Annotated in this window: 19 protein-coding genes; 15 read left to right on the plus strand and 4 right to left on the minus strand. The window is 66.8% G+C overall.

From position 1 onward, the window contains the following. Window positions 1-17: 17 nt before the first annotated feature. A complete protein-coding gene (locus FHR04_RS09775; RefSeq protein ID WP_139403013.1) occupies window positions 18-1,253 on the plus strand; it encodes an ABC transporter permease in 1,236 nt (411 codons plus the stop codon). Window positions 1,254-1,345: 92 nt separating this feature from the next. On the opposite strand, the gene FHR04_RS09780 is transcribed toward FHR04_RS09775, so the two are convergent. Next, complete coding sequence (locus tag FHR04_RS09780; RefSeq protein ID WP_139402827.1) at window positions 1,346-2,344, minus strand: alpha/beta fold hydrolase; 999 nt, start codon at window positions 2,342-2,344, stop codon at window positions 1,346-1,348. 87 nt (window positions 2,345-2,431) lie between these two features. Here FHR04_RS09780 and FHR04_RS09785 point away from each other — a divergent pair, with 87 nt between their 5' ends. From FHR04_RS09785 to paaD, 5 genes are all read left to right on the plus strand, one after another. Continuing rightward, a complete protein-coding gene (locus tag FHR04_RS09785) occupies window positions 2,432-3,421 on the plus strand; it encodes a polyprenyl synthetase family protein (protein WP_139402829.1) in 990 nt (329 codons plus the stop codon). 179 nt (window positions 3,422-3,600) lie between these two features. Beyond that, the gene (gene paaA / locus FHR04_RS09790) at window positions 3,601-4,566 is read left to right on the plus strand and encodes a 1,2-phenylacetyl-CoA epoxidase subunit PaaA (protein ID WP_139402831.1); all 966 of its coding nucleotides are present in this window, start codon (window positions 3,601-3,603) and stop codon (window positions 4,564-4,566) included. An 86-nt stretch (window positions 4,567-4,652) separates the two neighbouring features. Next, complete coding sequence (locus FHR04_RS09795; protein ID WP_139402833.1) at window positions 4,653-5,306, plus strand: phenylacetic acid degradation protein; 654 nt, start codon at window positions 4,653-4,655, stop codon at window positions 5,304-5,306. Further along, window positions 5,303-6,082, plus strand: a complete 780-nt coding sequence (gene paaC, locus FHR04_RS09800) for a 1,2-phenylacetyl-CoA epoxidase subunit PaaC (RefSeq protein ID WP_139402835.1) — start codon at window positions 5,303-5,305, stop codon at window positions 6,080-6,082. The genes FHR04_RS09795 and paaC overlap by 4 nt, the downstream gene beginning before the upstream one ends. Before the next feature lie 24 nt (window positions 6,083-6,106). Next, complete coding sequence (paaD, locus tag FHR04_RS09805) at window positions 6,107-6,607, plus strand: 1,2-phenylacetyl-CoA epoxidase subunit PaaD (RefSeq protein WP_039684388.1); 501 nt, start codon at window positions 6,107-6,109, stop codon at window positions 6,605-6,607. A 69-nt stretch (window positions 6,608-6,676) separates the two neighbouring features. Here the strand turns inward: paaD and FHR04_RS09810 are convergent, their stop codons facing one another. Next, window positions 6,677-7,054 (minus strand): NADH-quinone oxidoreductase subunit 15, encoded by a 378-nt coding sequence (locus tag FHR04_RS09810; protein ID WP_039687150.1) that lies wholly within the window; start codon window positions 7,052-7,054, stop codon window positions 6,677-6,679. Between the two features lie 79 nt (window positions 7,055-7,133). On the opposite strand from FHR04_RS09810, the gene FHR04_RS09815 reads away from it, so the two are divergent. After that, window positions 7,134-7,685: a P-loop NTPase family protein gene (locus FHR04_RS09815; protein ID WP_139402837.1), complete on the plus strand. Its 552-nt coding sequence runs from the start codon at window positions 7,134-7,136 to the stop codon at window positions 7,683-7,685. On the opposite strand, the gene FHR04_RS09820 is transcribed toward FHR04_RS09815, so the two are convergent. After that, complete coding sequence (locus FHR04_RS09820) at window positions 7,642-9,471, minus strand: alpha-amylase family glycosyl hydrolase (protein WP_139402838.1); 1,830 nt, start codon at window positions 9,469-9,471, stop codon at window positions 7,642-7,644. The two genes, FHR04_RS09815 and FHR04_RS09820, sit on opposite strands and share 44 nt — an antisense overlap. A 254-nt stretch (window positions 9,472-9,725) precedes the next feature. On the opposite strand from FHR04_RS09820, the gene FHR04_RS09825 reads away from it, so the two are divergent. From FHR04_RS09825 to FHR04_RS09855, 7 genes are all read left to right on the plus strand, one after another. Next, the gene (locus FHR04_RS09825) at window positions 9,726-10,379 is read left to right on the plus strand and encodes a GntR family transcriptional regulator (RefSeq protein ID WP_249039064.1); all 654 of its coding nucleotides are present in this window, start codon (window positions 9,726-9,728) and stop codon (window positions 10,377-10,379) included. A gap of 38 nt (window positions 10,380-10,417) precedes the next feature. Then, window positions 10,418-11,587, plus strand: a complete 1,170-nt coding sequence (locus tag FHR04_RS09830) for an ABC transporter substrate-binding protein (protein ID WP_139402842.1) — start codon at window positions 10,418-10,420, stop codon at window positions 11,585-11,587. 76 nt (window positions 11,588-11,663) lie between these two features. Next, window positions 11,664-12,824, plus strand: coding sequence for an ABC transporter substrate-binding protein (locus tag FHR04_RS09835; protein WP_139402844.1), 1,161 nt, complete (start codon window positions 11,664-11,666; stop codon window positions 12,822-12,824). A gap of 88 nt (window positions 12,825-12,912) precedes the next feature. Beyond that, window positions 12,913-13,800 (plus strand): branched-chain amino acid ABC transporter permease, encoded by an 888-nt coding sequence (locus FHR04_RS09840; RefSeq protein ID WP_039687148.1) that lies wholly within the window; start codon window positions 12,913-12,915, stop codon window positions 13,798-13,800. Further along, the gene (locus FHR04_RS09845; protein WP_139402846.1) at window positions 13,797-14,804 is read left to right on the plus strand and encodes a branched-chain amino acid ABC transporter permease; all 1,008 of its coding nucleotides are present in this window, start codon (window positions 13,797-13,799) and stop codon (window positions 14,802-14,804) included. The genes FHR04_RS09840 and FHR04_RS09845 overlap by 4 nt, the downstream gene beginning before the upstream one ends. Further along, on the plus strand, window positions 14,801-15,574 hold the full coding sequence (locus tag FHR04_RS09850) for an ABC transporter ATP-binding protein (RefSeq protein ID WP_139402848.1): 774 nt from the start codon (window positions 14,801-14,803) through the stop codon (window positions 15,572-15,574). Before FHR04_RS09845 ends, FHR04_RS09850 begins: the two co-directional genes overlap by 4 nt. Then, window positions 15,567-16,373: an ABC transporter ATP-binding protein gene (locus FHR04_RS09855; RefSeq protein ID WP_249039065.1), complete on the plus strand. Its 807-nt coding sequence runs from the start codon at window positions 15,567-15,569 to the stop codon at window positions 16,371-16,373. Before FHR04_RS09850 ends, FHR04_RS09855 begins: the two co-directional genes overlap by 8 nt. Window positions 16,374-16,415: 42 nt before the next feature. Here FHR04_RS09855 and FHR04_RS09860 read toward each other — a convergent pair whose 3' ends face one another. Further along, complete coding sequence (locus tag FHR04_RS09860; protein WP_139402850.1) at window positions 16,416-17,156, minus strand: MBL fold metallo-hydrolase; 741 nt, start codon at window positions 17,154-17,156, stop codon at window positions 16,416-16,418. Window positions 17,157-17,376: 220 nt separating this feature from the next. Between FHR04_RS09860 and ispG the strand changes: the two genes are divergently transcribed. Continuing rightward, window positions 17,377-18,603, plus strand: a complete 1,227-nt coding sequence (gene ispG / locus FHR04_RS09865) for a flavodoxin-dependent (E)-4-hydroxy-3-methylbut-2-enyl-diphosphate synthase (RefSeq protein ID WP_170213912.1) — start codon at window positions 17,377-17,379, stop codon at window positions 18,601-18,603. The last annotated feature ends 28 nt before the right edge of the window (window positions 18,604-18,631 follow it).

Below are 18,631 nucleotides of genomic sequence, written 5' to 3' on the forward strand. Positions count from 1 at the left end.
GGGGCATCCGCTCCAATATGGTCTGGCGCATCGCCGCCCGCGATCTGCTGTCCACCCTGCGGGACCGCCGCACCCTGAGCGCCACCATCCTGATGCCGCTGATCCTGATTCCGGCCCTGTCGCTGGGATTGCCCCTCCTATTGGGCAGCTTTATTGGCGGGCAGCAGCAGGAGCGGCAGAAGGTGGGCGTGGTGGGCACCCTGCCCGCCGGACTGCGGGCCGCGCTGGAGCAGGACGAGAAGGTGGACGGCCAGACGGTGCGCGCGGGCGTGACCCTGGTGCCCGTGACAGACCCCACGCAGGCGGTGCAGTCGGGGGACGTGGACGCCGCGATTCAGGCTCCTGCCCCGCTGCCCACCCGCGCCGGGGACGGCAGCGGCGAGCTGGAGGTCTACGCCAAGCTCAGCAGCCTGCGCGCCCAGGCCGGGGCCTACAGCAAGGTTCAGGACGTGGTGGACGGCTACAACCGCACCCTGACGCTGGATCGCCTGCAAGGCCTGGGCCTGGGGGCCGACACCCTGACGCCCGTGACCATCAAACCCATCGACGCCAGCCCCCCGCAGGAGCAGCGCAGCGGGCAACTGGCCTTCCTGATTCCCTTCCTGATGCTGCAGTTCATCCTGTCGGGCGGCATGGCCACCGCCATTGACGCCACCGCCGGGGAGAAGGAACGTGGCACCTTAGAAAGCCTGCTGGTCTCGCCGGTGCGCCGCGCCGAGGTGGTGACCGGCAAACTGCTGGCCACCACCCTCACCGCCCTGCTCAGCGCGTGCTTCAGCGTGGGGGGCTTCGTGATCAGTGGGCTGGTGGCCGCCGCGTTCCTGAACAGCAGAAGCGGTCTGGGGGCCGACATCACGTCCTCGATGGGCGGGCAACTCACCCTGACCCCCGGCGGCACCCTGGGGATGCTGGGGCTGGCCGCCAGCGCCGCCCTGATCATCAGCGCCGTGCTGATCGCCATCGGCATCTACGCCCGCAGCTTCAAGGAGGCTCAGACGTACATCGCCCCACTAACGCTGGTGATCGTGCTACCCGCCGTGATGCTGCAATTTGCGGATTTCCTGACCCTGAACACCGCCGTGTACGCCGTGCCGCTGTTCGGCTCGATGGTCTCGATCCTGAACATCGTCAAGGGCGCGGCAGAGCCGGGGCAGATCCTGCTGGCCATCCTCGCCAACCTGATCGGCGCGGCGCTGCTGTCGCTGCTGGCGCTGCGCTCCTTCGGGCGGGAGGAAGTGATTTTCCGGAACTGAGCGGCCGAGTGGCCTCGAACACACATAAAGGAGCGGTCCCCTTCCAGCGGCTTAAACGCATAGAAGGGGGATCGCTCTCTGCTTTCAGAGCGTTATTTCAGCCCGGCCCAGAACGCATCCAGCGCCGCCTTCACTTCAGGCATCTTCTCGAACTGAGGCAGGCCGTCGGTGCCCTCGATCCGCACGGCTTTCACGCCCTCCTGCTGGGTGAACTGTTGCAGGCGGTCAAAGCTGACGAAGCCGTCCTGATCGTAGAGGACGATCACGGGAATGGTCAGTTTGCTGTACAGGTCACCGTAAGCGTCGTTGGTGAATAGCTGTCCGCTGATGAAGTACACCGGGGCGTACTTGGCGCCCGGCTGGCGGGTGGTCTCCAGCGCGTAGTCCACCAACCCCCCATCTACCGGCCCCCGGAACGAGCGGCTCAGAAAGTACTCGATGCTGGGGCGCAGGCGCAGGGCCGCGTACAGCGGCGTGCTGACCGCGTTCAGTCGGTCATACAGTTTCTGGCCGCCGTCCTCCGCGTTGGCCTCCTGTGTGCCGCCGCGCGGCGCTCCCAGACCGCTCGGGCTGATCAGCGCCAAGCTGCGGATGCGCGGCTCGCTCAGGGCGGCGCGGGCGGTGAACTCGCTGCCCAGGCTCAGGCCCACCACGTCCACGTCCTGTCCGATCCGCTCTACCAGCGCGGTCAGCGAGCGGGTCATCAGCTCCTTGGTGTATTGAGTGTCGGGCCGGGCACTGCTGCCGAAGCCGGGCCACTCCAGCGCGTAGACCGGGCGGGTGCCCACGTAGGCGTCCCACACCGGCTTCATCTCGTAGGCGCTGGCGGCGGCGTTCACGCTGGGGGTCAGCACCAGCGGGCGGCCCCCACCCTGCCCATCACTGCCGCGCGTATCCACGTAATACGCCACCTGACCGAAACCGGGCAGATCGAAAAACTTGCGCTCCCCGCCCACGGCGGGCCGCAAGTCGGTGGTGGCCTTCGCGGCGGGCACGGGCGCGGTGGTGGCGCTGGGGGCGCAGGCGGCCAGACCCACGGCCAGCGCTCCGCCCAGCAGAATCAGGGCAACGGTCTTGCACGAGAGCTTCATTCGGCCAGTTTGCTCTCCAAGGCCTGTCGGTGGCTGTCGGGCGCGGTACGGTTCTCTTTATCCTCGGGGCCGCTAGACTGCCCCCCGATGCGTCCTGATCTGCTGTCCCGCGTGCTGTCGCTGCTGCCCGAGTCCGGGACGCGCCCCGAATACCAGCAGTACCACGACATGCTGCGCGACTACCCCCGGCGCGGCGGCAAGGGCATTCGCAGCGAACTGCTGCTCGCCAGCGCCCGCGCGCACGGCGTGACCGTGGACACGCCGCAGTGGGAGGCCGCGTTGTGGCTGGCCGCCGCGCTGGAGCTGTTCCAGAACTGGGTGCTGATCCACGACGACATCGAGGACGACTCCGAGGAACGCCGGGGCAAACCGGCCCTGCACCGCCTGCACGGCGTGCCGCTGGCCATCAACGCCGGGGACGCCCTGCACGCCTACATGTGGGCCGCCGTCCACCGCGCCGACGTGCCCGGCACCATGCCCGAATTCCTGAACATGATCCACCACACCGCCCAGGGCCAGCACCTGGACTTGTGCTGGGTGGAGGGCCGCCGCTGGGATCTGATGGAGGACGACTACCTGGAAATGGTGCGCCAGAAGACCGCGTACTACACGGTGGTCATTCCGCTGCGGCTGGGGGCGCTGGCGGCGGGTGTTCAGCCATCCGAGCAGTTCACGCCCGCTGGCCTGGCGCTGGGCGCGGCCTTCCAGATCCGTGACGACGTGCTGAACCTGGCGGGCGACGCGGCCAGGTACGGCAAGGAAATCGGCGGCGATCTGCTGGAGGGCAAGCGCACCATGATCGTGCTGCACTGGCTGCGCACCGCGCCGGCAGCCCAGCGCCAGGCCTTCCTGAAGCAGATGGGCCTGAACCGCCCCGACAAGGACGCCCGGACCATTGCCGACATTCACCGCTGGTTGCTGGACAGCGGCAGCGTCACCTACGCCCAGGAGTACGCCCACGCCCAGGCCGAGCAGGGGCTGGCGCTGCTTTCGGAGGCGTTCGCGGAGGCTCCAGGCCAGCAAGCAGCGGCGGAACTGCTGGCCGCCATGCGCGAACTCGCGACGCGCGACGCCTGAAGGTAAAGACGCACCCCAGGGTAGCAAAATTGATCTAAACGAGAATCCGCTGACCAGGACGGTGTTTGCGCCACTCCCGACGGCTGATCGTCGCCGGGTCACGCGTCCAGCATTTACAGACCTCACCACCAACCTAACGCTCGTTAGGTAGACTGGGGGCAGCTCAGGAGGTACGTCCTATGACCCAGCCCAACAGCCATATTGCGCCGAACGAAACCGCCGAACAGCACGCCGCCTTCGAGGCCCGCATTGAGCGCGGCGAGAAGATCGAGGCCGGCGACTGGATGCCCGCCGAGTACCGCCGCCAATTGATCCGCATGATCTCGCAGCACGCGCACAGCGAGGTGGTGGGCATGCTGCCCGAGGGCGAGTGGATTTCCAGTGCCCCCACGCTGAAGCGCAAGACCATCCTGATGGCCAAGGTGCAGGACGAGGCCGGGCACGGGCAGTACCTGTACCACGCCGCCGAGACGCTGGGGGCCACCCGCGAGGGCATGATCGACGCTCTGCTGACCCGCAAGGCCAAGTACAGCTCGATCTTCAACTACCCCACCATGAGCTGGGCCGACGTCGGCATGATTGGCTGGCTGGTGGACGGCGCGGCCATCAAGAACCAGACCATGCTGGCGGGCGCGAGTTACGGCCCCTACAGCCGCGCGATGGTGCGGATTTGCAGCGAGGAAACCTTCCACCACAAGCAGGGCAAGGAAATGATCGTGGCCTACGCCCAGGGCACCCCCGCCCAGCGCGAGATGGCGCAGGACGCCCTGAACCGCTGGTGGTGGCCCGCCCTGATGATGCTGGGGCCGCACGATGCCGACAGCCCCAACACCGGTATCATGAGCAAGTGGGGCGTGAAGCTCAAGACCAACGACGAGGTGCGCCAGGAGTTCATCAACGAACATGCCCCCGAGCTGCTGGAAGCCGGACTGACCATCCCTGACCCGGATTTGCATCAGGACGCGGACGGCAACTGGAAGCACGGCCCGATCAACTGGGACGAGTTCTGGGCCGTGATCAAGGGCGAGCGCGGGCTGGGCCAGGAGCGGCTCGCCACCCGTCAGGCCGCCCACGACGACGGGGCCTGGGTGCGTGAGGCGCTGCAGGCCTACACGGATCGGCAGCGGGCCGTGGCGGCGGACTGAGAACCAAGCCGGAAGAGGGGGCTTGCCGCCCCTTTTCTTCTCCAGTCCCGCTACCTCTCGCCCCACGCCTCTTTCAAAGGACGGCCATGATCCAGACCTCCCCCGACACCCAGTGGCCCCGCTGGGAAATCTTCAAGCAGGACTCCGAAAAACGGCCCTACCAGAGCGTGGGCAGTGTTCATGCGGGCGATCCGAACCACGCCCTGCTGACGGCTCGCAACGTGTTCGTGCGCCGCCCAGCCGCCGTCAACCTCTGGGCCGTGCGCGAGGACGACATCCTGATTGCCACCCCGGAGGAAGTCGCCACCCATCCGGAGGTGCTGCAAACGCCCGGCGAGGGCGACACCTACCACGTGGGCGTCAAGAAGTCCCACAAGCGCAGCATGACCTTCGTGGATCTGGTGGGAACGCTGCAGGCCACCGGCCCCGGCGACGCGCTGCGGCAGGCCAGCGAGGCCCACGCCGACGCGCTGGCGTGGCTGGTCTTTCCCGAATCCGCCATCGCCCGCACCGACGACGACGCCGAAACGGTGGAAAGCTGGTTCGCGCCCGCCAAAGACAAGACCTACAAGCAGCAGCAATACTACGGCGTGATCGGCAAGCATGTCGGTGAGCTGAAGCGCGAGGGCCGCATGCCCCGACGCGCCACCGAGGAGCCGCATGTGGCCGATCACAAGGTGTATGACCACCCGCACGACGCCACACCCGAACAGGTAAAAACCCCCGAGGTTCAGCAATGACCGCGCCCGCCCCCACCCTGACCGAAATCCAGCAGGCCGCCCTGATCCGCAAACTGACGGCGCTGGCCGACGACGAGATCATCCTGGCCCAGCGCGGCGGCGAGTGGACGGGCCACGCCCCGATTCTCGAAGAGGACATCGCGCTGGCGAACATCGCGCAGGACGAGCTGGGCCACGCCGGGCTGTACCTGGAGCTGCGCCGCGCCCTGGACGGCACCGATCCCGACGCGCTGGCCTTCACCCGCAGCGCCGAGGACTACACCAGCGCCCGTTTCGTGGAACTGCCCAAGGGGGACTGGGCCTTCACCATGCTGCGCCAGTACCTGTACGACGCCTACGAGGCGCTGTGGCTGGACGCCGCCCGCCAGAGCGTATACGCCCCGCTGGCCGAGGTGGCGAACAAGGCATTCCGCGAGGAACGCTTCCACCTGCAGCATACCGCCCTGTGGGTGGAACGGCTGGCGCTGGGCACTCCCGAGAGCACCCGCCGTACCCAGGATGCCTTAAACGCCCTGTGGCCTTACGTCGGCCAGCTGTTTCAACCGGTGGAGGGGGAGGCCGAGCTGACAGCAGCGGGCGTGTTGCCTGACCTGAGTGCCGTGAAAGCCCGCTGGGACGGTCTGGTCGTTCCCCATCTGAGCGTCCAGTGCGGTCTGAGCCTGCCGCCCGCCGGGGCCGAACAGCCTGGACGCGACACGCACACCGAACACCTCGCGCCGCTGCTGGACGAGATGCAGCGCGTGTACCGCGCCCATCCCGACGCGGAGCTGTGGTAAGCCCCCACCCTTGAAGGAGAACCCATGACCGCCCCACACCCCCCACTGACCCCGCAAGCCGTCTGGGCCGCGCTGGACACCGTGCCAGACCCCGAGATTCCCGTCGTGTCCGTCACCGACATGGGCATGGTGCGTGACGTGCAGATCGGGGAAGGCGGCGCGGTCACGGTGACCTTCACGCCCACCTTCAGCGGTTGCCCCGCGCTGCACGTCATTCGCGACAGTATTGGGCAGGCGGTGCGCGATCTGGGGGCCTCCGCCGTGGAGGTCAGAAGCACGCTGACGCCGCCGTGGACGACCGACTGGATCAAGGACGACGCCCGCGAACGCCTGCGCCAGTACGGCATTGCCCCGCCCGCTCCCGCCGAGGACGGCCTGATTCAGCTGCAGGCCGACGCCACCCGTTGCCCCCGCTGCGGCAGCTTCGACGTGCGGATGACCGGCAGCTTCGGCCCGACGCTGTGCAAGCGGCTCTACGTCTGCGACGCCTGTAAGGAGCCCTTCGAGGGCTTTAAGAGCGTCTAGGGCGCTGAATCAAGACCCCCGACTCTGGGTTGAGTCGGGGGTCTTTGTTTTCAGTTCGGCCCTCTTGGATCAGGCCACGCCCCGTAACGCCCCGTCCAGCAGCATGTCCAGCCGCTCCTCGGTGAAGGGGCGTTTGCCCTCCACCAGACCGTGCTGCCCAGCGTGCAGGTGCCAGTGCTTGCTGCCGCCCATCAGGCGCAGGCTGACGGCTTTCAGATCCGTGTGGCGGGGGCTGACGGCGGCCACGATCAGCGGCTGTCCGGCGACGCCCACGCTGACGCTCATTACAGTGGTGGGCAGGTCATAGGGACGCTCCATGCGGTAGATGTAGTCGGGGAAGTCGGCCACCTTCTCGAAGGTCAGCCCGCGCGCGGCGGCTCCGGCCTCCAGCCAGCCGAGCAACTCTATCCACTGCGTATACAGCGCCGAATCGGATGCGTGTGCCATGTTACGGGGCAGCATAGCGCAGACGTTAGGCCATTCGGCTGTTGTGGGCGAGAAAGGATTCTGAGCGAAATGGGAAGCCATGCGGCGAATCATCGTGATCGGCACCACCGGCAGCGGCAAAACCACCCTGGCGCGGGCCATCGCGTGCAGGCTGAGGCTGCCGCACGGCGAGCAGGACGCCTGGAACCACCTGGCCGGCTGGCAGGAGGCGCCGCTGCCCCAGTTCCGCGCGGCGGTGGACACCTTGACCGCGCAGCCCGGCTGGGTGATGGACGGCAATTACAGCAAGGCGCGCGACATCGGCTGGGCGCGGGCCGATACGCTGGTGTGGCTGGACTACCCCGCACAGGTGGTGTTCTGGCGGGTGCTGACGCGCACGCTGCGGCGCGTCGTCGGCAGGCAGGAACTGTGGAACGGCAACCGCGAAACGTGGCGGGGGGCGGTGCAGGCCGACGCGCCGCTGCGCTGGCTGTTCAGGACGCACTGGCGCCGGCGGCGGGAGTTGCCGGAGCAGGCCGTCGAATACCCGCACCTGACCCTGATCCGGCTGCGCTCCCCGCGCGAGGCGCAGCGCTGGCTAGAGCGCCTCAGCCCTGAAGCAGAATCCGCCCGCCCGCCGCGTTCAGCGTGACCTCACCGCCTTGCAGCGGTTCGCCGCTCAGGCCGTCCCGCCACTCGCCCACCGGCAGGGTCAGGCGGACTGGATGCGCCTCGCCCCGGCGGCTGGCGATCACCACGGCCCGCTCCGTCCGTCCATCTCTATATGTGTACTCGCGCAGAAAGGCGATGGCGTCGGCCTCTGCGTGCAGGAAGCGCAGCGAACCCTCCTGCAGGACGTGGGTCTGGCGGCGCAGGTGGATCAGCGCCCGCACCCTCTCACGCAGTTCGGTGTCCCACTTCGCCTCGTCCCACGGCATCGGCTCGCGGCACCACGGCATGTTGCCGGGGCGGCTCTGGGTGACGCCCACCTCTGAACCGTAATACGTACACGGCACGCCCGCGTAGCCCATCAGCAGCGTGTAGGCGGCCAGGAATTTGGTGCGGTCATTGCCGACGCGGAACATCGCCCGCCCGATGTCGTGGGATTCGAGCAGGTTGAACATGCTCAGCGCCACCTGTGGCGGCAGCGCGTGGTAGGCGTCCCACAGGATCTCGGTCAGTTCGGTGCCGTCCAGGCGGCTGGGTTCGCCGTAATACGTCGCGCCCGCAATCCACTGCACCACCGGCAGGCCGAAGCCATGGTAGTTCATGCTGGCGTCCTCGCCGGTGCCGTCCAGCGCGTGTTCGGGGTCGTAGAAGCGTTCGCCGAAGACGTAGGCGTCGGGGCGTTCCTCGCGGGCGGCGCGTTTCAGGGCGCGGTGCAGCGGCAGGTTGTCCTCGTCGGTGCCGCCCGCGCCGATCATGTGCGCCACGTCCAGCCGCCAGCCGGAGGCCCCGCGCCGCAACCAGTGGCGCACCACGCTCTGTTCGCCGTTCAGGAATTCCTGCGCCGCGTAATCGTTGCGGTAGTCGATCTTGGGCAGTGTCGGCACGTCGAAAAACGCGTGGTAGGGCGGTTTGCCCGGCTCGTCGCGCCAGCTGAAGAGGGTGCGCTGCGGTGAGGTCTCGTCGGCCAGCGCCGCCTGAAACAGTGCGTTCTCGTTGCCCATGTGATTAAACACGCCGTCCAGCACGATGCGGACGCCTGCCTCATCAGCCTGCTGCGCCAGTTCGTCCCAGGCCGCGTCGCCGCCCAAGTGCGGGTCGACGTGGCGGTAATCGGTGATGTCGTAGCGGTGGTTGCTGGGCGAGACGAAGATCGGCGTGAGCCACAGTGCGTTGACGCCCAGATCGGTCAGGTAGGGAAGGGCCTGCGTAATCCCATTCAAGTCGCCGCCGTAATGCCCGTGGATATCTCCCCAGGCGTCCACCGCCCTGTCCCACGGCACGTGCTCCACCACGCGGCCCGCGTAGATGTATTCGCCCGTTTGCACGTCGTTGCCCGGATCGCCGTTGCGGAAGCGGTCGGGGAAAATCTGGTAGAAGACGCACTTCCAGGCCCATTCGGGGGCCACGTACCCGGCCAGGTACTGAAACCAGTTGCGAAAGCCCCGGCGGGTGTGGTGCAGGCCCAGCGCGGTCAGGTTCAGGTGGTCGTCCGGCAGGTTCAGCTGCCACGCGTAGCGCACCCGCGCGTCGTGGATGGGCAGCGTGGCCTCGAACCAGCGGCCCTCTACCTGGCCGCTCTGCGAGTCACCTGCCAGCCCTGGAATCTCGTGCGCCTCGGCCAGCTCGATCTCGCCCACGCGCACGAAGCGCAGGCCCACGGACTCGACGGGCAGGGTGGTTCGCAGGCGCACGCGGACGCTCTGGCCTGTGGGGGTGCCCAGGCGTTCGGTGTAGGCAGGAGTGTGGTCGTGGTGGGCGTCCAGCGTCATAGATCCTCCGAAAATGTCGCGCGGCACGGCCTTTCCCGAATCTGGGGAAGAGGTCGTGCCGCGCGGCGGGCAAGCGTTGCCTGTGGATTGAAAACCTGCTGCCCGACAGTCTGCCCGGCGGCGGCCCACAGGTCAAGCCTGCCGCCACGCTTGCAATCCAGCTTTCTACATGTAACACTCTCGGTGTTCAAAAACTCTTCATGTGGCAGTCGTTCGCGGGGCAGACCTGACGGCTGAAAGGAGGCTTTCCTCTGTTGCAACCGATTGCCAGCGCCCGTGTCGTGGACGTGGTGCGTGACCAGCTGCGTTCCGCCATTCTGGCCGGGGAACTCGCCCCAGGGTCACGCCTGAGCGTGCCGGAACTTGCCCGCCAGCTGGGCGTCAGCCGTTCGCCGGTGCGTGAGGCGGTGCTGCTGCTGGTGGGCGAGGGACTGGCGGTGGAGCAGTCGCGCCGGGGCGTGGAGGTGGCGCGGCTGGAGCTGAGCGATGTGCTGGAACTGTACGAGCTGCGGATCGCGCTGGAAAGCGTGGCCGCCCGCAGCGCCGCCGAACGCATGAGCGGCAGCGATCTGGCGGCGCTGCGCGGCGTGCTGGACGCCCAGGGCGCGGCGGCGGTGGGCGACGCCAGCAGCTTCCGCGAGCTGGATCTGCGCTTTCACGAGATCGTGACCCAGACCTGCGGCAACGCCCGGCTGGCCCGCCATGCGGCCATGCTGGCCCGCGAGATGCGGCTGGCCCGGCCGCTGATGGTGGGCGAGCCGTGGCATCTACGCCAGAGCCACGAGGAGCACCGCACCATCGAGCGTGCCCTGCGCCAGCGCGACGGCCCCGCCGCCGAGAACGCCATGCGCGAACACCTGAGCCGCGTGTCCCAGAGCGTGCGAAACCGACACAGCCCCAAGCCCTGACCCCCACGGCCGACATCCGGCCTCACAAGGAGATCAACATGCGTACATTCACTAGAAAGACCGCCCTCTTTACCCTCGCCCTCACCCTGGCGACGGCCGCCAGCGCGCAGGACACCATCAAGGTGGGCGCGATCACCTCGGTGACCGGGCGTTTCGCCGAGTTCGGCAAGATGCAGCTGGCGGGGTTCAAGGTGGGCGTCGCCGAGGTCAACAAAAAGGGCGGCGTGCTGGGCAAGAAGCTGGAACTGATCATCGAGGACAACGCCAGCGACGTGAACAAGGGGCTGGCGGCTGCCGAGCGGCTGGTCAACGCGGGCGTGCCGCTGGTGCTCAACGAGTATTCCTCCAGCCTGGTCAAGGCGCAGGCGCAGTACCTGGCCCGCCAGAAGGTGCCCAATCTGGTGATCACCTCCAGCGGCGACGACATCACCAAGCCGGGCAGCGACTACATCTTCCGCCTGAACCAGCCGGCCAGCGCCTACGCCCAGGTCATCCTGGATCTGTTCAAGGCCAACAAGTTCAAGAGCATGGCGATCATCGCCGGAACAGGGTCGTTCGAGAAGAGCGTGGCCGACGCCGCCAACCGTATCGCCAAGGAATACGGCATCACGGTGGTGGAAGACCAGCGCTACGACAAGGGCCTGACCGATTTCCGCCCGGTGCTGAACCGCATTAAAGCCAAGAACCCCGACGGCATCCTGATGGTCAGCTACGCCGAGGACAGCGTGGCCCTGATGCGGCAGGCCCGCGAGGTGGGCGTCAAACCGCGCCTGTTCGCCGGGGGCGCCGCCGGGTTCGCGCTGCCCGATTTCATCAAGGACAGTGGCGCCGCCGCCGAGAACGTCGTGACCGCCACCGCCTGGATTCCGCAGCTGCGCTACGCCGGAACGCAGAAGCTGAACGTGGATCTCAAGAAGGCGCTGGGCGGGGAAGACCCCAGCTACCACGCGGCGCAGGCCTACGCGGGCGTGCTGACCGCCGCCGCCGCCATCAACAAGGCGGGCAGCACTGACCGCGAGAAGGTGAGAGCCGCGCTGGGCACGGTCAACCTTCAGACCGCCTTCGGCCCGATCCAGTTCAAGGACTACGACGGCTTCAAGAACCAGAACCCGCTGGAAATGGTGGCGCAGCAGGTGCAGAAGGGCGCGTTCGTGCCGGTGTATCCCAAGTCGGTCATCCCGCGCGCCTTGACCTTCGAGCGCAAATAAGGTCAACCGGCGGTGGGGCGTGGTGGAGAACCGCGCGTTTTCCAGGCGCCCCCGCCGCTCTTTCAGGAGGAACCGCATGCGCCCCATCCAGACCCTGACCGCTTTAGCTCTCCTCTCCTTCTCGCTGGCCTCCGCGCAGAGCACCATCAAGATCGGGGCCGTCACCAGCCTGTCGGGGCGCTTTGCCACCTTCGGGGCCATGCAGCAGGCGGGCTTCAAGGTGGCCATTGACGAACTCAACGCCAAGGGTGGCGTGAACGGGCAGAAACTTGAACTGCTGCTGGAAGACGATGCCAGCGACACCAACAAGGCGCTGAACGCCGCCGAAAAACTGGTCAATGCGAAGGTGCCGGTGGTCATCGGCGCGTACAGCAGCGGGGTCACCAAGCCGCTGTCGCAGTACATGGCGCGGGTCAAGGTGCCGCTGCTGGTCGCCACGGCCATTGACGAAACCATCACCAAGCCGGGCAACCCGTACACCTTCCGGGTCAACAACCAGAGCAGCGTCTACACCCGCAGCCTGATCAACGAGCTGAAAAAGATAGGCGGGATGAAGACGGCGGTGGTGCTGACCAGCAACGACGCTTTCGGCAAGAGCGTGCTGACCGACGCTGGCAAGTTGCTGCCCGCCGCCGGCTTCACCGTGCTGAGCAAGGACACCTACGACAAGGGCCTGACCGACTTCCGCCCGCTGCTGAACCGCTACAAGGGCCAGAATCCCGACGTGGTGATCTTCGCCAGCTACGAAGAAGACGCGGTGGCCCTCGCCAAGCAGGTCAAAGAGACCGGGCTGGCGCCCAGGGTGATTGCCGGCATTGCCACCGGCTTTGCCCTGCCCGACTTCCTGAAGGGCGCGGGCAGCACCGCCGAGAACTTCCTGGTCACGATGGTCTGGAACGCCGACGTGAAGTATCCCGGCGCGGGCAGCCTGTACACCCGCCTGAAAACCGCGCTGGGCGGCGAGGAACCCTCTCAGCACGCCGCCCAGAGTTACGCGGCGGTGCTGGCCGCCGCCGACGCCATCAAGCGCGGCGGCACCGATCCCGAGAAGGTGCGGGCAGCCCTGGAAAGCACCAAATTGAATACCGCCTTCGGTCCCGTCACCTTCCGCGACTACGCGGGCTACCAGAACCAGAACAGCGTCGTGGGCCTGATCACGCAGGTGCAGGGCGGCAAATTCGTGACCATCGGGCCGGCCAGCGCGGCGACGGGCAAGGTCATCCTGCCTAAGAAGTAGGCGGGATGCGGTGCGCGGGACGCGGAAAAAGCTGTTCACCGCGTCCTGCGTCCCGCGCACCGCGCACCAGACCAACAAGGAGTCACACATGGATGGAGTCGCCGTCACGGCGTTTTTTCAAACCCTGGTGCAGGGCCTGCTGACCGGGGGGCTGTACGCCCTGATCGGCACCGGCCTGAGCCTGATCTTCGGCGTCATGAAGATCATCAACTTCGCGCACGGCGACTTTCTGGCGATTGGCATGTTCATCACGCTGGCGCTGTTCAAGGCCTTCAACCTCGATCCGTACCTGAGCCTGCTGGTGGCCGCGCCGCTGGGCTTCGGCCTGGGCTACGTGATCCAGCGCTTCGTGCTGGCGCGGCTGGGTGACCGGCTGGGCGAGGGCAGCCTGCTCGCCACGCTGGGGCTGGGACTGATCATCAGCAACACGCTGCTGCTGGGCTTCGGCGCGCAGCCGCAGAGCATCAACGTGCCGTATGCCATCAACACCTTCAAGTTCGGGGGCGTGCAGGTCAGCGTTTCATTGCTGATCGCCGGGATTGGCACGGTGCTGGCGATTTCCGCGCTGAATCTGGTGCTGTACCGCACGGAGCTGGGCCGCGCCATCCGTGCCACGGCGCAAAATCCCCTGGGCGCGGAGTTGCAGGGCGTCAAGACCGCCAACATTCAGGCCATCGTGTTCGGCCTGGGCGTCTCGTTCGCGGCCATCGCGGGCGTGCTGCTGATGCCGCTGCTGTACACCTTTCCCACCGTGGGCGAGAACTACGTGACCAAGGCATTCATCGTGACGGTGCTGGGCGGCCTGGGCAACCTGCCGGGCGCGGTGGTGGGCGGACTGGTGCTGGGCGTGATCGAGTCGATGGGCGCCTTTTACATCAGCAACAACTACCGCGACGCCTACGGCCTGATCGTGTTCCTGCTGGTGCTGCTGCTGCGGCCTGAAGGGTTGTTCGGGAAGACGGTGAAGCGGGTATGACGGCCGTGACCCCCACAACCACCTCCCGCCCCCGCGCCCTCACCTTCGGCAACGTGTGGCTGAGTGTCATTCTCGTCGCCATTCTGTTCATCTACCCGTTCGTCTTCGGCAAAACCCTGAACTTTGGCATTTCCACGCTGCTGTTCGCGGGCTTTGCCATGAGCTGGAACATTCTGGGCGGTTGGGCGGGGCAGACCAGCCTGGGCCACGCCGCGCTGCTGGGCATCGGGGCGTACGCCATGACGCTGCTGGCGACGCCGGAGCGGTTGCCGCCCTTCCTGTCCTCGCCGCTGGCGCCGTGGTGGGGGGCGCTGGTGGGCATGGTGATCGCCGTGGCGGTGGCGGCGGTGTGGGGCTGGCTGACCTTCCGACTCCAGGGATCGTATTTCGCGCTGTCCACCATCGCGGTGGCGCTGGTCATTCGCCTGATCGCCATCAATTCCAACTGGACGGGCGGCGCGGAGGGGCTGTTCATGCCCGATCTCCCGCGTCCGTTCGGCCTGGATCTGTTTGACCGCAACGTGGAGTACTGGCTGGCCTTCGCCTTCGTGGTGCTGACGCTGGTGATCACACATTTTATTCGCCGTTCCCGCATGGGCTACGCGCTTCAGGCGGTGCGCGAGGATGAGGACGGGGCGCGGGCGCTCGGGATAGACCCGGCGCGCATGAAGCTGCTGGCGTTCATGCTCAGCGCCGCGCTGATGGCGCTGGGCGGCAGCCTGTACGCGCTGTACCTGCAAGCCTTCGAGCCGCACACCATTCTGGAACTGCCGCTGAGCATTCAGATCGCGCTGCTGGCGATCATCGGCGGGCGCACCACCATCCAGGGGCCGCTGATCGGGGCGCTGGTGCTGAGCATCTTCGGCGAGGTCTTCCGCAACGTGTTCAGCAGCGCCAACCTGCTGATCTACGGCGTGCTGATCCTGCTGGTGACGCTGTTCGCGCCCAACGGCATCATGGGCCTGTTTCAGAGGGCAGGCAGCAAGCTGGGGACGGCCAGATGACGGCACCGTCTCTGGCGAAGCTCGCAGATCAGCCGGTTCACGCCCCCTCCGGCCCGCCGATTTTGAAGGCCGAGAACATCACCGTGCGTTTCGGCGGCGTGGTGGCCGTGAAGGACATCTCGCTGGCAGTGCGCCCCGGCGAGATTCTGGGGCTGATCGGGCCGAACGGGGCGGGGAAGACCACCCTCTTCAACGCGCTGACCGGCTTCGTGACGCCCAGCAGCGGGCGCGTCACCTACAACGGGCGTGACATCACCGCCATGCCGCCGCAGGCCCGCGCCAAACTGGGCATGGCCCGCACCTTTCAGGTGGAACGCCCTTTTGAAGACCTGAGCGTCCTGGAAAATGTGTTGGTGGCGGCGTTTCTGAAGTACCGGGGGGGCAAGGCTGAGGATCATGCCTACGGGGTGCTGGAGCGGGTGGGGCTGGCAGACCGCGCCACGCAGCCCGCCTCGCAACTGAACCTCGCCCGCCGCCGCCGCCTGGAACTGGCGAAGGTGCTGGCGCTGGAGCCGAAAGTCCTGTTTCTGGACGAGAGCATCGCGGGCCTGAACCCGCCGGGACAGCAGGAGATGGTGGCGCTGATCCGCACCCTGGCGCAGTCCGGCCTCGCCATCGTGATGGTGGAACACATCATGCACGTGATCATGAGCCTGTCGGATCACGTGATCTGCATGGCCTTCGGCGAACTGCTGGCCGAGGGCGATCCGCACGCGGTGGCCGCGCACCCGGACGTGATCCGGGCGTATCTGGGGGACGACAATGAATGATGTTGATGGAAGCCGGTGGATGGTGGATGGAAATAGAGGAGGGCCGCTCCCCTCCATCAACCATCCACCATCCACCATCCACCCCCATGAACGCGTGCTGGAGGCCGATACCCTGGAAGTGGCTTACGGACAGGTGCAGGTGGTGTTCGGCGTGTCGCTGCACGTGGACAAGGGCGAACTCGTCGGGCTGGTGGGCGGCAACGGCAGCGGCAAAAGCACCATTTTGCGCGTGCTGTCGGGGATGCTGAGGGCGCGGGCGGGCACGGCCACGTACCGGGGGCAGAACCTGAACGCCGTGCCGCCGCACCGCATCACCGACATGGGCGTGGCGCATGTGCCGATGGGCCGCCAACTGTTCGGGCAGATGACCGTCGAGGAAAACCTGATCATGGGCGCGTACCTGCCGCGCACCAAGAAAAACCGCGCCGAGAACCTGCAAAAGGTCTACGACTTCTTTCCGCGCCTCACCGAGAAACGCCGCTCTCCCGCCGCCGCCCTGTCCGGCGGGGAACAGCAGATGGTGGCGATTGGCCGCGCGCTGATGAGCGAACCCGAAGTGCTGCTGATGGACGAGCCGTCGCTGGGCCTGGCCCCGCTGGTGGTCTCGGAAGTGATGCGCGTGATCGGCAGCCTGCGCGAACTGGGATTGACCGTGTTGCTGGTAGAACAGAACGTGCGGCAGGTCTTGAAGGTCACAGACCGGACGTACGTGCTGGAGCTGGGCCGTCTGGTCAAGGAGGGGCCGAGCAAGGACTTGATGGGTGATCCAGAGATCATCAAGGCGTACCTGGGCGTCTGAAAAAAGCTGAACGGGGTGGAGAGGCGCACTCGCCGCTCCGCCCTATTTTGTGGGCCAGCGCCCCACGTCCGCCAGTTCGGCGGGAATGCCAGAGCGGCGGCTGATCGCGGCGGCCAGCCGAAGCATCAGAGGATGGGGCGGGGTATTGTTCTCGGCCCGTTCCACGGCGCGGCGCATGGCGGGCAGCGGCTCCCGCAGCACCCGGCCATGTCCAGGGGCCAGAAAACGCGCGGGAACATCCAGCAGCTCCCGCGCGCTGCGAACCGTCCGGGCCAGATCCTCCGTGCCGATGGAGGGCAGCGGAAACAGTGCGTTCACGACGCTGGCCACCCGCAGGCTCGGAATGCCCACGAAAGTGTCGCCCGCGTACAGCGTGCCGTCACGCTCGTCGAAGAAGGCCAGATGCCCCGGCGAGTGTCCGGGCGTGTCCAGCACGCGCAGGCTGCCTATGCTGTCGCCGCCGCGCAATAACCTCGCAGGCGTGGCGCGGACGCCGTGACGGGCCATCTGTTCGGCGTCGCCCGCGCCCACCAGGACTTCCAGATCAGGGAATGCCTCTTTCAGCGCGTCCACGCTGCCAATGTGATCCGGGTGGGTGTGCGTCATCACCACGCGCCGCAGCGTTCTGCCAGTACGGTTCACCACGGCCTGGACGTGCCGCTCCAGACCCGACACCCCCGCGTCGATCAGGGTGAAGCCGTCTGCCTCCGGCACCAGATACGAATTGATCACTCCGAACTGGGCGTGGCGGAGGGGCGGCAGGTCTTGAACTGGACGGCTCATCGGGTTCCTCCTTGAAGAACGTTGAGAAGGGCAAGGCCAGAAAACATGGTGGGCGGCCACTGGAGCGCCTCCTGCGGCGGGTGCCAGCCATCCATGAATAGCAATATTACTCACATTACTCCCTCAGCCGTGATTGTTCCAATGACAGAGAACCGCTCCCCTTCTTTGCCCGTAACCCGTCTTCCTGAACCGACCGCCCTGCCCCGCGTAGACTGGGCACATGATCCCCCGTCGTCAGACCGTCACCGCCAACGTGGGAGGCGTGTTAATCGGCAGCGCCCACCCCGTCGTCGTGCAGAGCATGACCAACACCGACACGGCCAACGCCGAGGCCACCGCCATTCAGGTGGCGCAACTGGCCCGTGCGGGCAGCGAACTGGTGCGCGTGACCGTCAACACCCGCGAGGCCGCCGCCGCTGTGCCCGAACTGATTGCCCGGCTGGAGGAGGTGGGCCTGAGCGTGCCCATCGTGGGCGACTTCCACTACAACGGCCACATCCTGCTGCGCGAGTTTCCCGAAACGGCCCGTCTGCTCGCCAAGTACCGCATCAATCCCGGCAACGTGGGGGCCGGGCAGCACCACGACGCCAACTTCGCCACCATGATTGAGGTGGCCAAAGAGTTCGACAAACCCGTCCGCATCGGCGTGAACTGGGGCAGCCTGGATCAGCAGGTGCTTGCGCGGCTGATGGACGCCAACGCCGCGAAGGGCAGCCCCAAATCCGGCACTGACGTGATGATCGACGCGATGGTGGTCTCCGCGCTGGAAAGTGCCGCCTACGCCGAGGAGCTGGGGCTGGCCCACGACAAGATCCTGATCTCGGTCAAGGTGTCCAGCGCGCCCGAACTGTGGCAGGTGTACCGCCAACTGGCCGCCCAGTGTGACTACCCGCTGCACCTGGGCCTGACCGAGGCGGGCATGGGCATGAAAGGCATCGTGGCCTCATCGGTGGCCCTCGCCCCGCTGCTGACCGAGGGCATCGGCGACACCATCCGCGTGTCCCTGACCCCCGAACCCGGCGCCTCGCGCAAGCTGGAGGTGGAGGTGGCGCAGCAGATTCTGCAAAGCCTGGGCATCCGCCAGTTCGCGCCGCAGGTCACCAGTTGCCCCGGCTGCGGGCGCACCACGTCCATTTTCTTTCAGGAATTGGCGCAGAAGATCCAGGACTACATCCGCGACACCATGCCCGACTGGAAGGTCAAGTATCCGGGGGTGGAGGACATGCAGGTGGCCGTGATGGGCTGCATCGTCAACGGCCCTGGCGAGAGCAAGCACGCCAATATCGGGATTTCCCTGCCCGGCACGGGGGAAGACCCGCGCGCCCCGGTGTACCAGGACGGCAAACTGCTGACCACCCTGAAAGGCCCGCGCATTGCCGAGGAGTTTCAAGAATTGCTGGAAGCGTACGTAGAGCGGCGGTATGGAGAAGAACCTGTTTCGAGCTGACAATCATTTCGGAATGGCGTCCTGCGAT

Origin of the sequence: Deinococcus radiopugnans ATCC 19172 (assembly GCF_006335125.1) — a bacterium.
In the GTDB taxonomy this organism is placed as follows: domain Bacteria; phylum Deinococcota; class Deinococci; order Deinococcales; family Deinococcaceae; genus Deinococcus; species Deinococcus radiopugnans.

What these genes read in the sequence shown, in the direction of transcription:
- FHR04_RS09775 (WP_139403013.1), top strand. Translation starts at nt 18, where the DNA reads ATGGTCTGGCGCATCGCCGCCCGCGATCTGCTGTCCACCCTGCGGGAC.
- FHR04_RS09780 (WP_139402827.1), bottom strand. Translation starts at nt 2,344, where the DNA reads ATGAAGCTCTCGTGCAAGACCGTTGCCCTGATTCTGCTGGGCGGAGCG.
- FHR04_RS09785 (WP_139402829.1), top strand. Translation starts at nt 2,432, where the DNA reads ATGCGTCCTGATCTGCTGTCCCGCGTGCTGTCGCTGCTGCCCGAGTCC.
- paaA (WP_139402831.1), top strand. Translation starts at nt 3,601, where the DNA reads ATGACCCAGCCCAACAGCCATATTGCGCCGAACGAAACCGCCGAACAG.
- FHR04_RS09795 (WP_139402833.1), top strand. Translation starts at nt 4,653, where the DNA reads ATGATCCAGACCTCCCCCGACACCCAGTGGCCCCGCTGGGAAATCTTC.
- paaC (WP_139402835.1), top strand. Translation starts at nt 5,303, where the DNA reads ATGACCGCGCCCGCCCCCACCCTGACCGAAATCCAGCAGGCCGCCCTG.
- paaD (WP_039684388.1), top strand. Translation starts at nt 6,107, where the DNA reads ATGACCGCCCCACACCCCCCACTGACCCCGCAAGCCGTCTGGGCCGCG.
- FHR04_RS09810 (WP_039687150.1), bottom strand. Translation starts at nt 7,054, where the DNA reads ATGGCACACGCATCCGATTCGGCGCTGTATACGCAGTGGATAGAGTTG.
- FHR04_RS09815 (WP_139402837.1), top strand. Translation starts at nt 7,134, where the DNA reads ATGCGGCGAATCATCGTGATCGGCACCACCGGCAGCGGCAAAACCACC.
- FHR04_RS09820 (WP_139402838.1), bottom strand. Translation starts at nt 9,471, where the DNA reads ATGACGCTGGACGCCCACCACGACCACACTCCTGCCTACACCGAACGC.
- FHR04_RS09830 (WP_139402842.1), top strand. Translation starts at nt 10,418, where the DNA reads ATGCGTACATTCACTAGAAAGACCGCCCTCTTTACCCTCGCCCTCACC.
- FHR04_RS09835 (WP_139402844.1), top strand. Translation starts at nt 11,664, where the DNA reads ATGCGCCCCATCCAGACCCTGACCGCTTTAGCTCTCCTCTCCTTCTCG.
- FHR04_RS09840 (WP_039687148.1), top strand. Translation starts at nt 12,913, where the DNA reads ATGGATGGAGTCGCCGTCACGGCGTTTTTTCAAACCCTGGTGCAGGGC.
- FHR04_RS09845 (WP_139402846.1), top strand. Translation starts at nt 13,797, where the DNA reads ATGACGGCCGTGACCCCCACAACCACCTCCCGCCCCCGCGCCCTCACC.
- FHR04_RS09850 (WP_139402848.1), top strand. Translation starts at nt 14,801, where the DNA reads ATGACGGCACCGTCTCTGGCGAAGCTCGCAGATCAGCCGGTTCACGCC.
- FHR04_RS09855 (WP_249039065.1), top strand. Translation starts at nt 15,567, where the DNA reads ATGAATGATGTTGATGGAAGCCGGTGGATGGTGGATGGAAATAGAGGA.
- FHR04_RS09860 (WP_139402850.1), bottom strand. Translation starts at nt 17,156, where the DNA reads ATGAGCCGTCCAGTTCAAGACCTGCCGCCCCTCCGCCACGCCCAGTTC.
- ispG (WP_170213912.1), top strand. Translation starts at nt 17,377, where the DNA reads ATGATCCCCCGTCGTCAGACCGTCACCGCCAACGTGGGAGGCGTGTTA.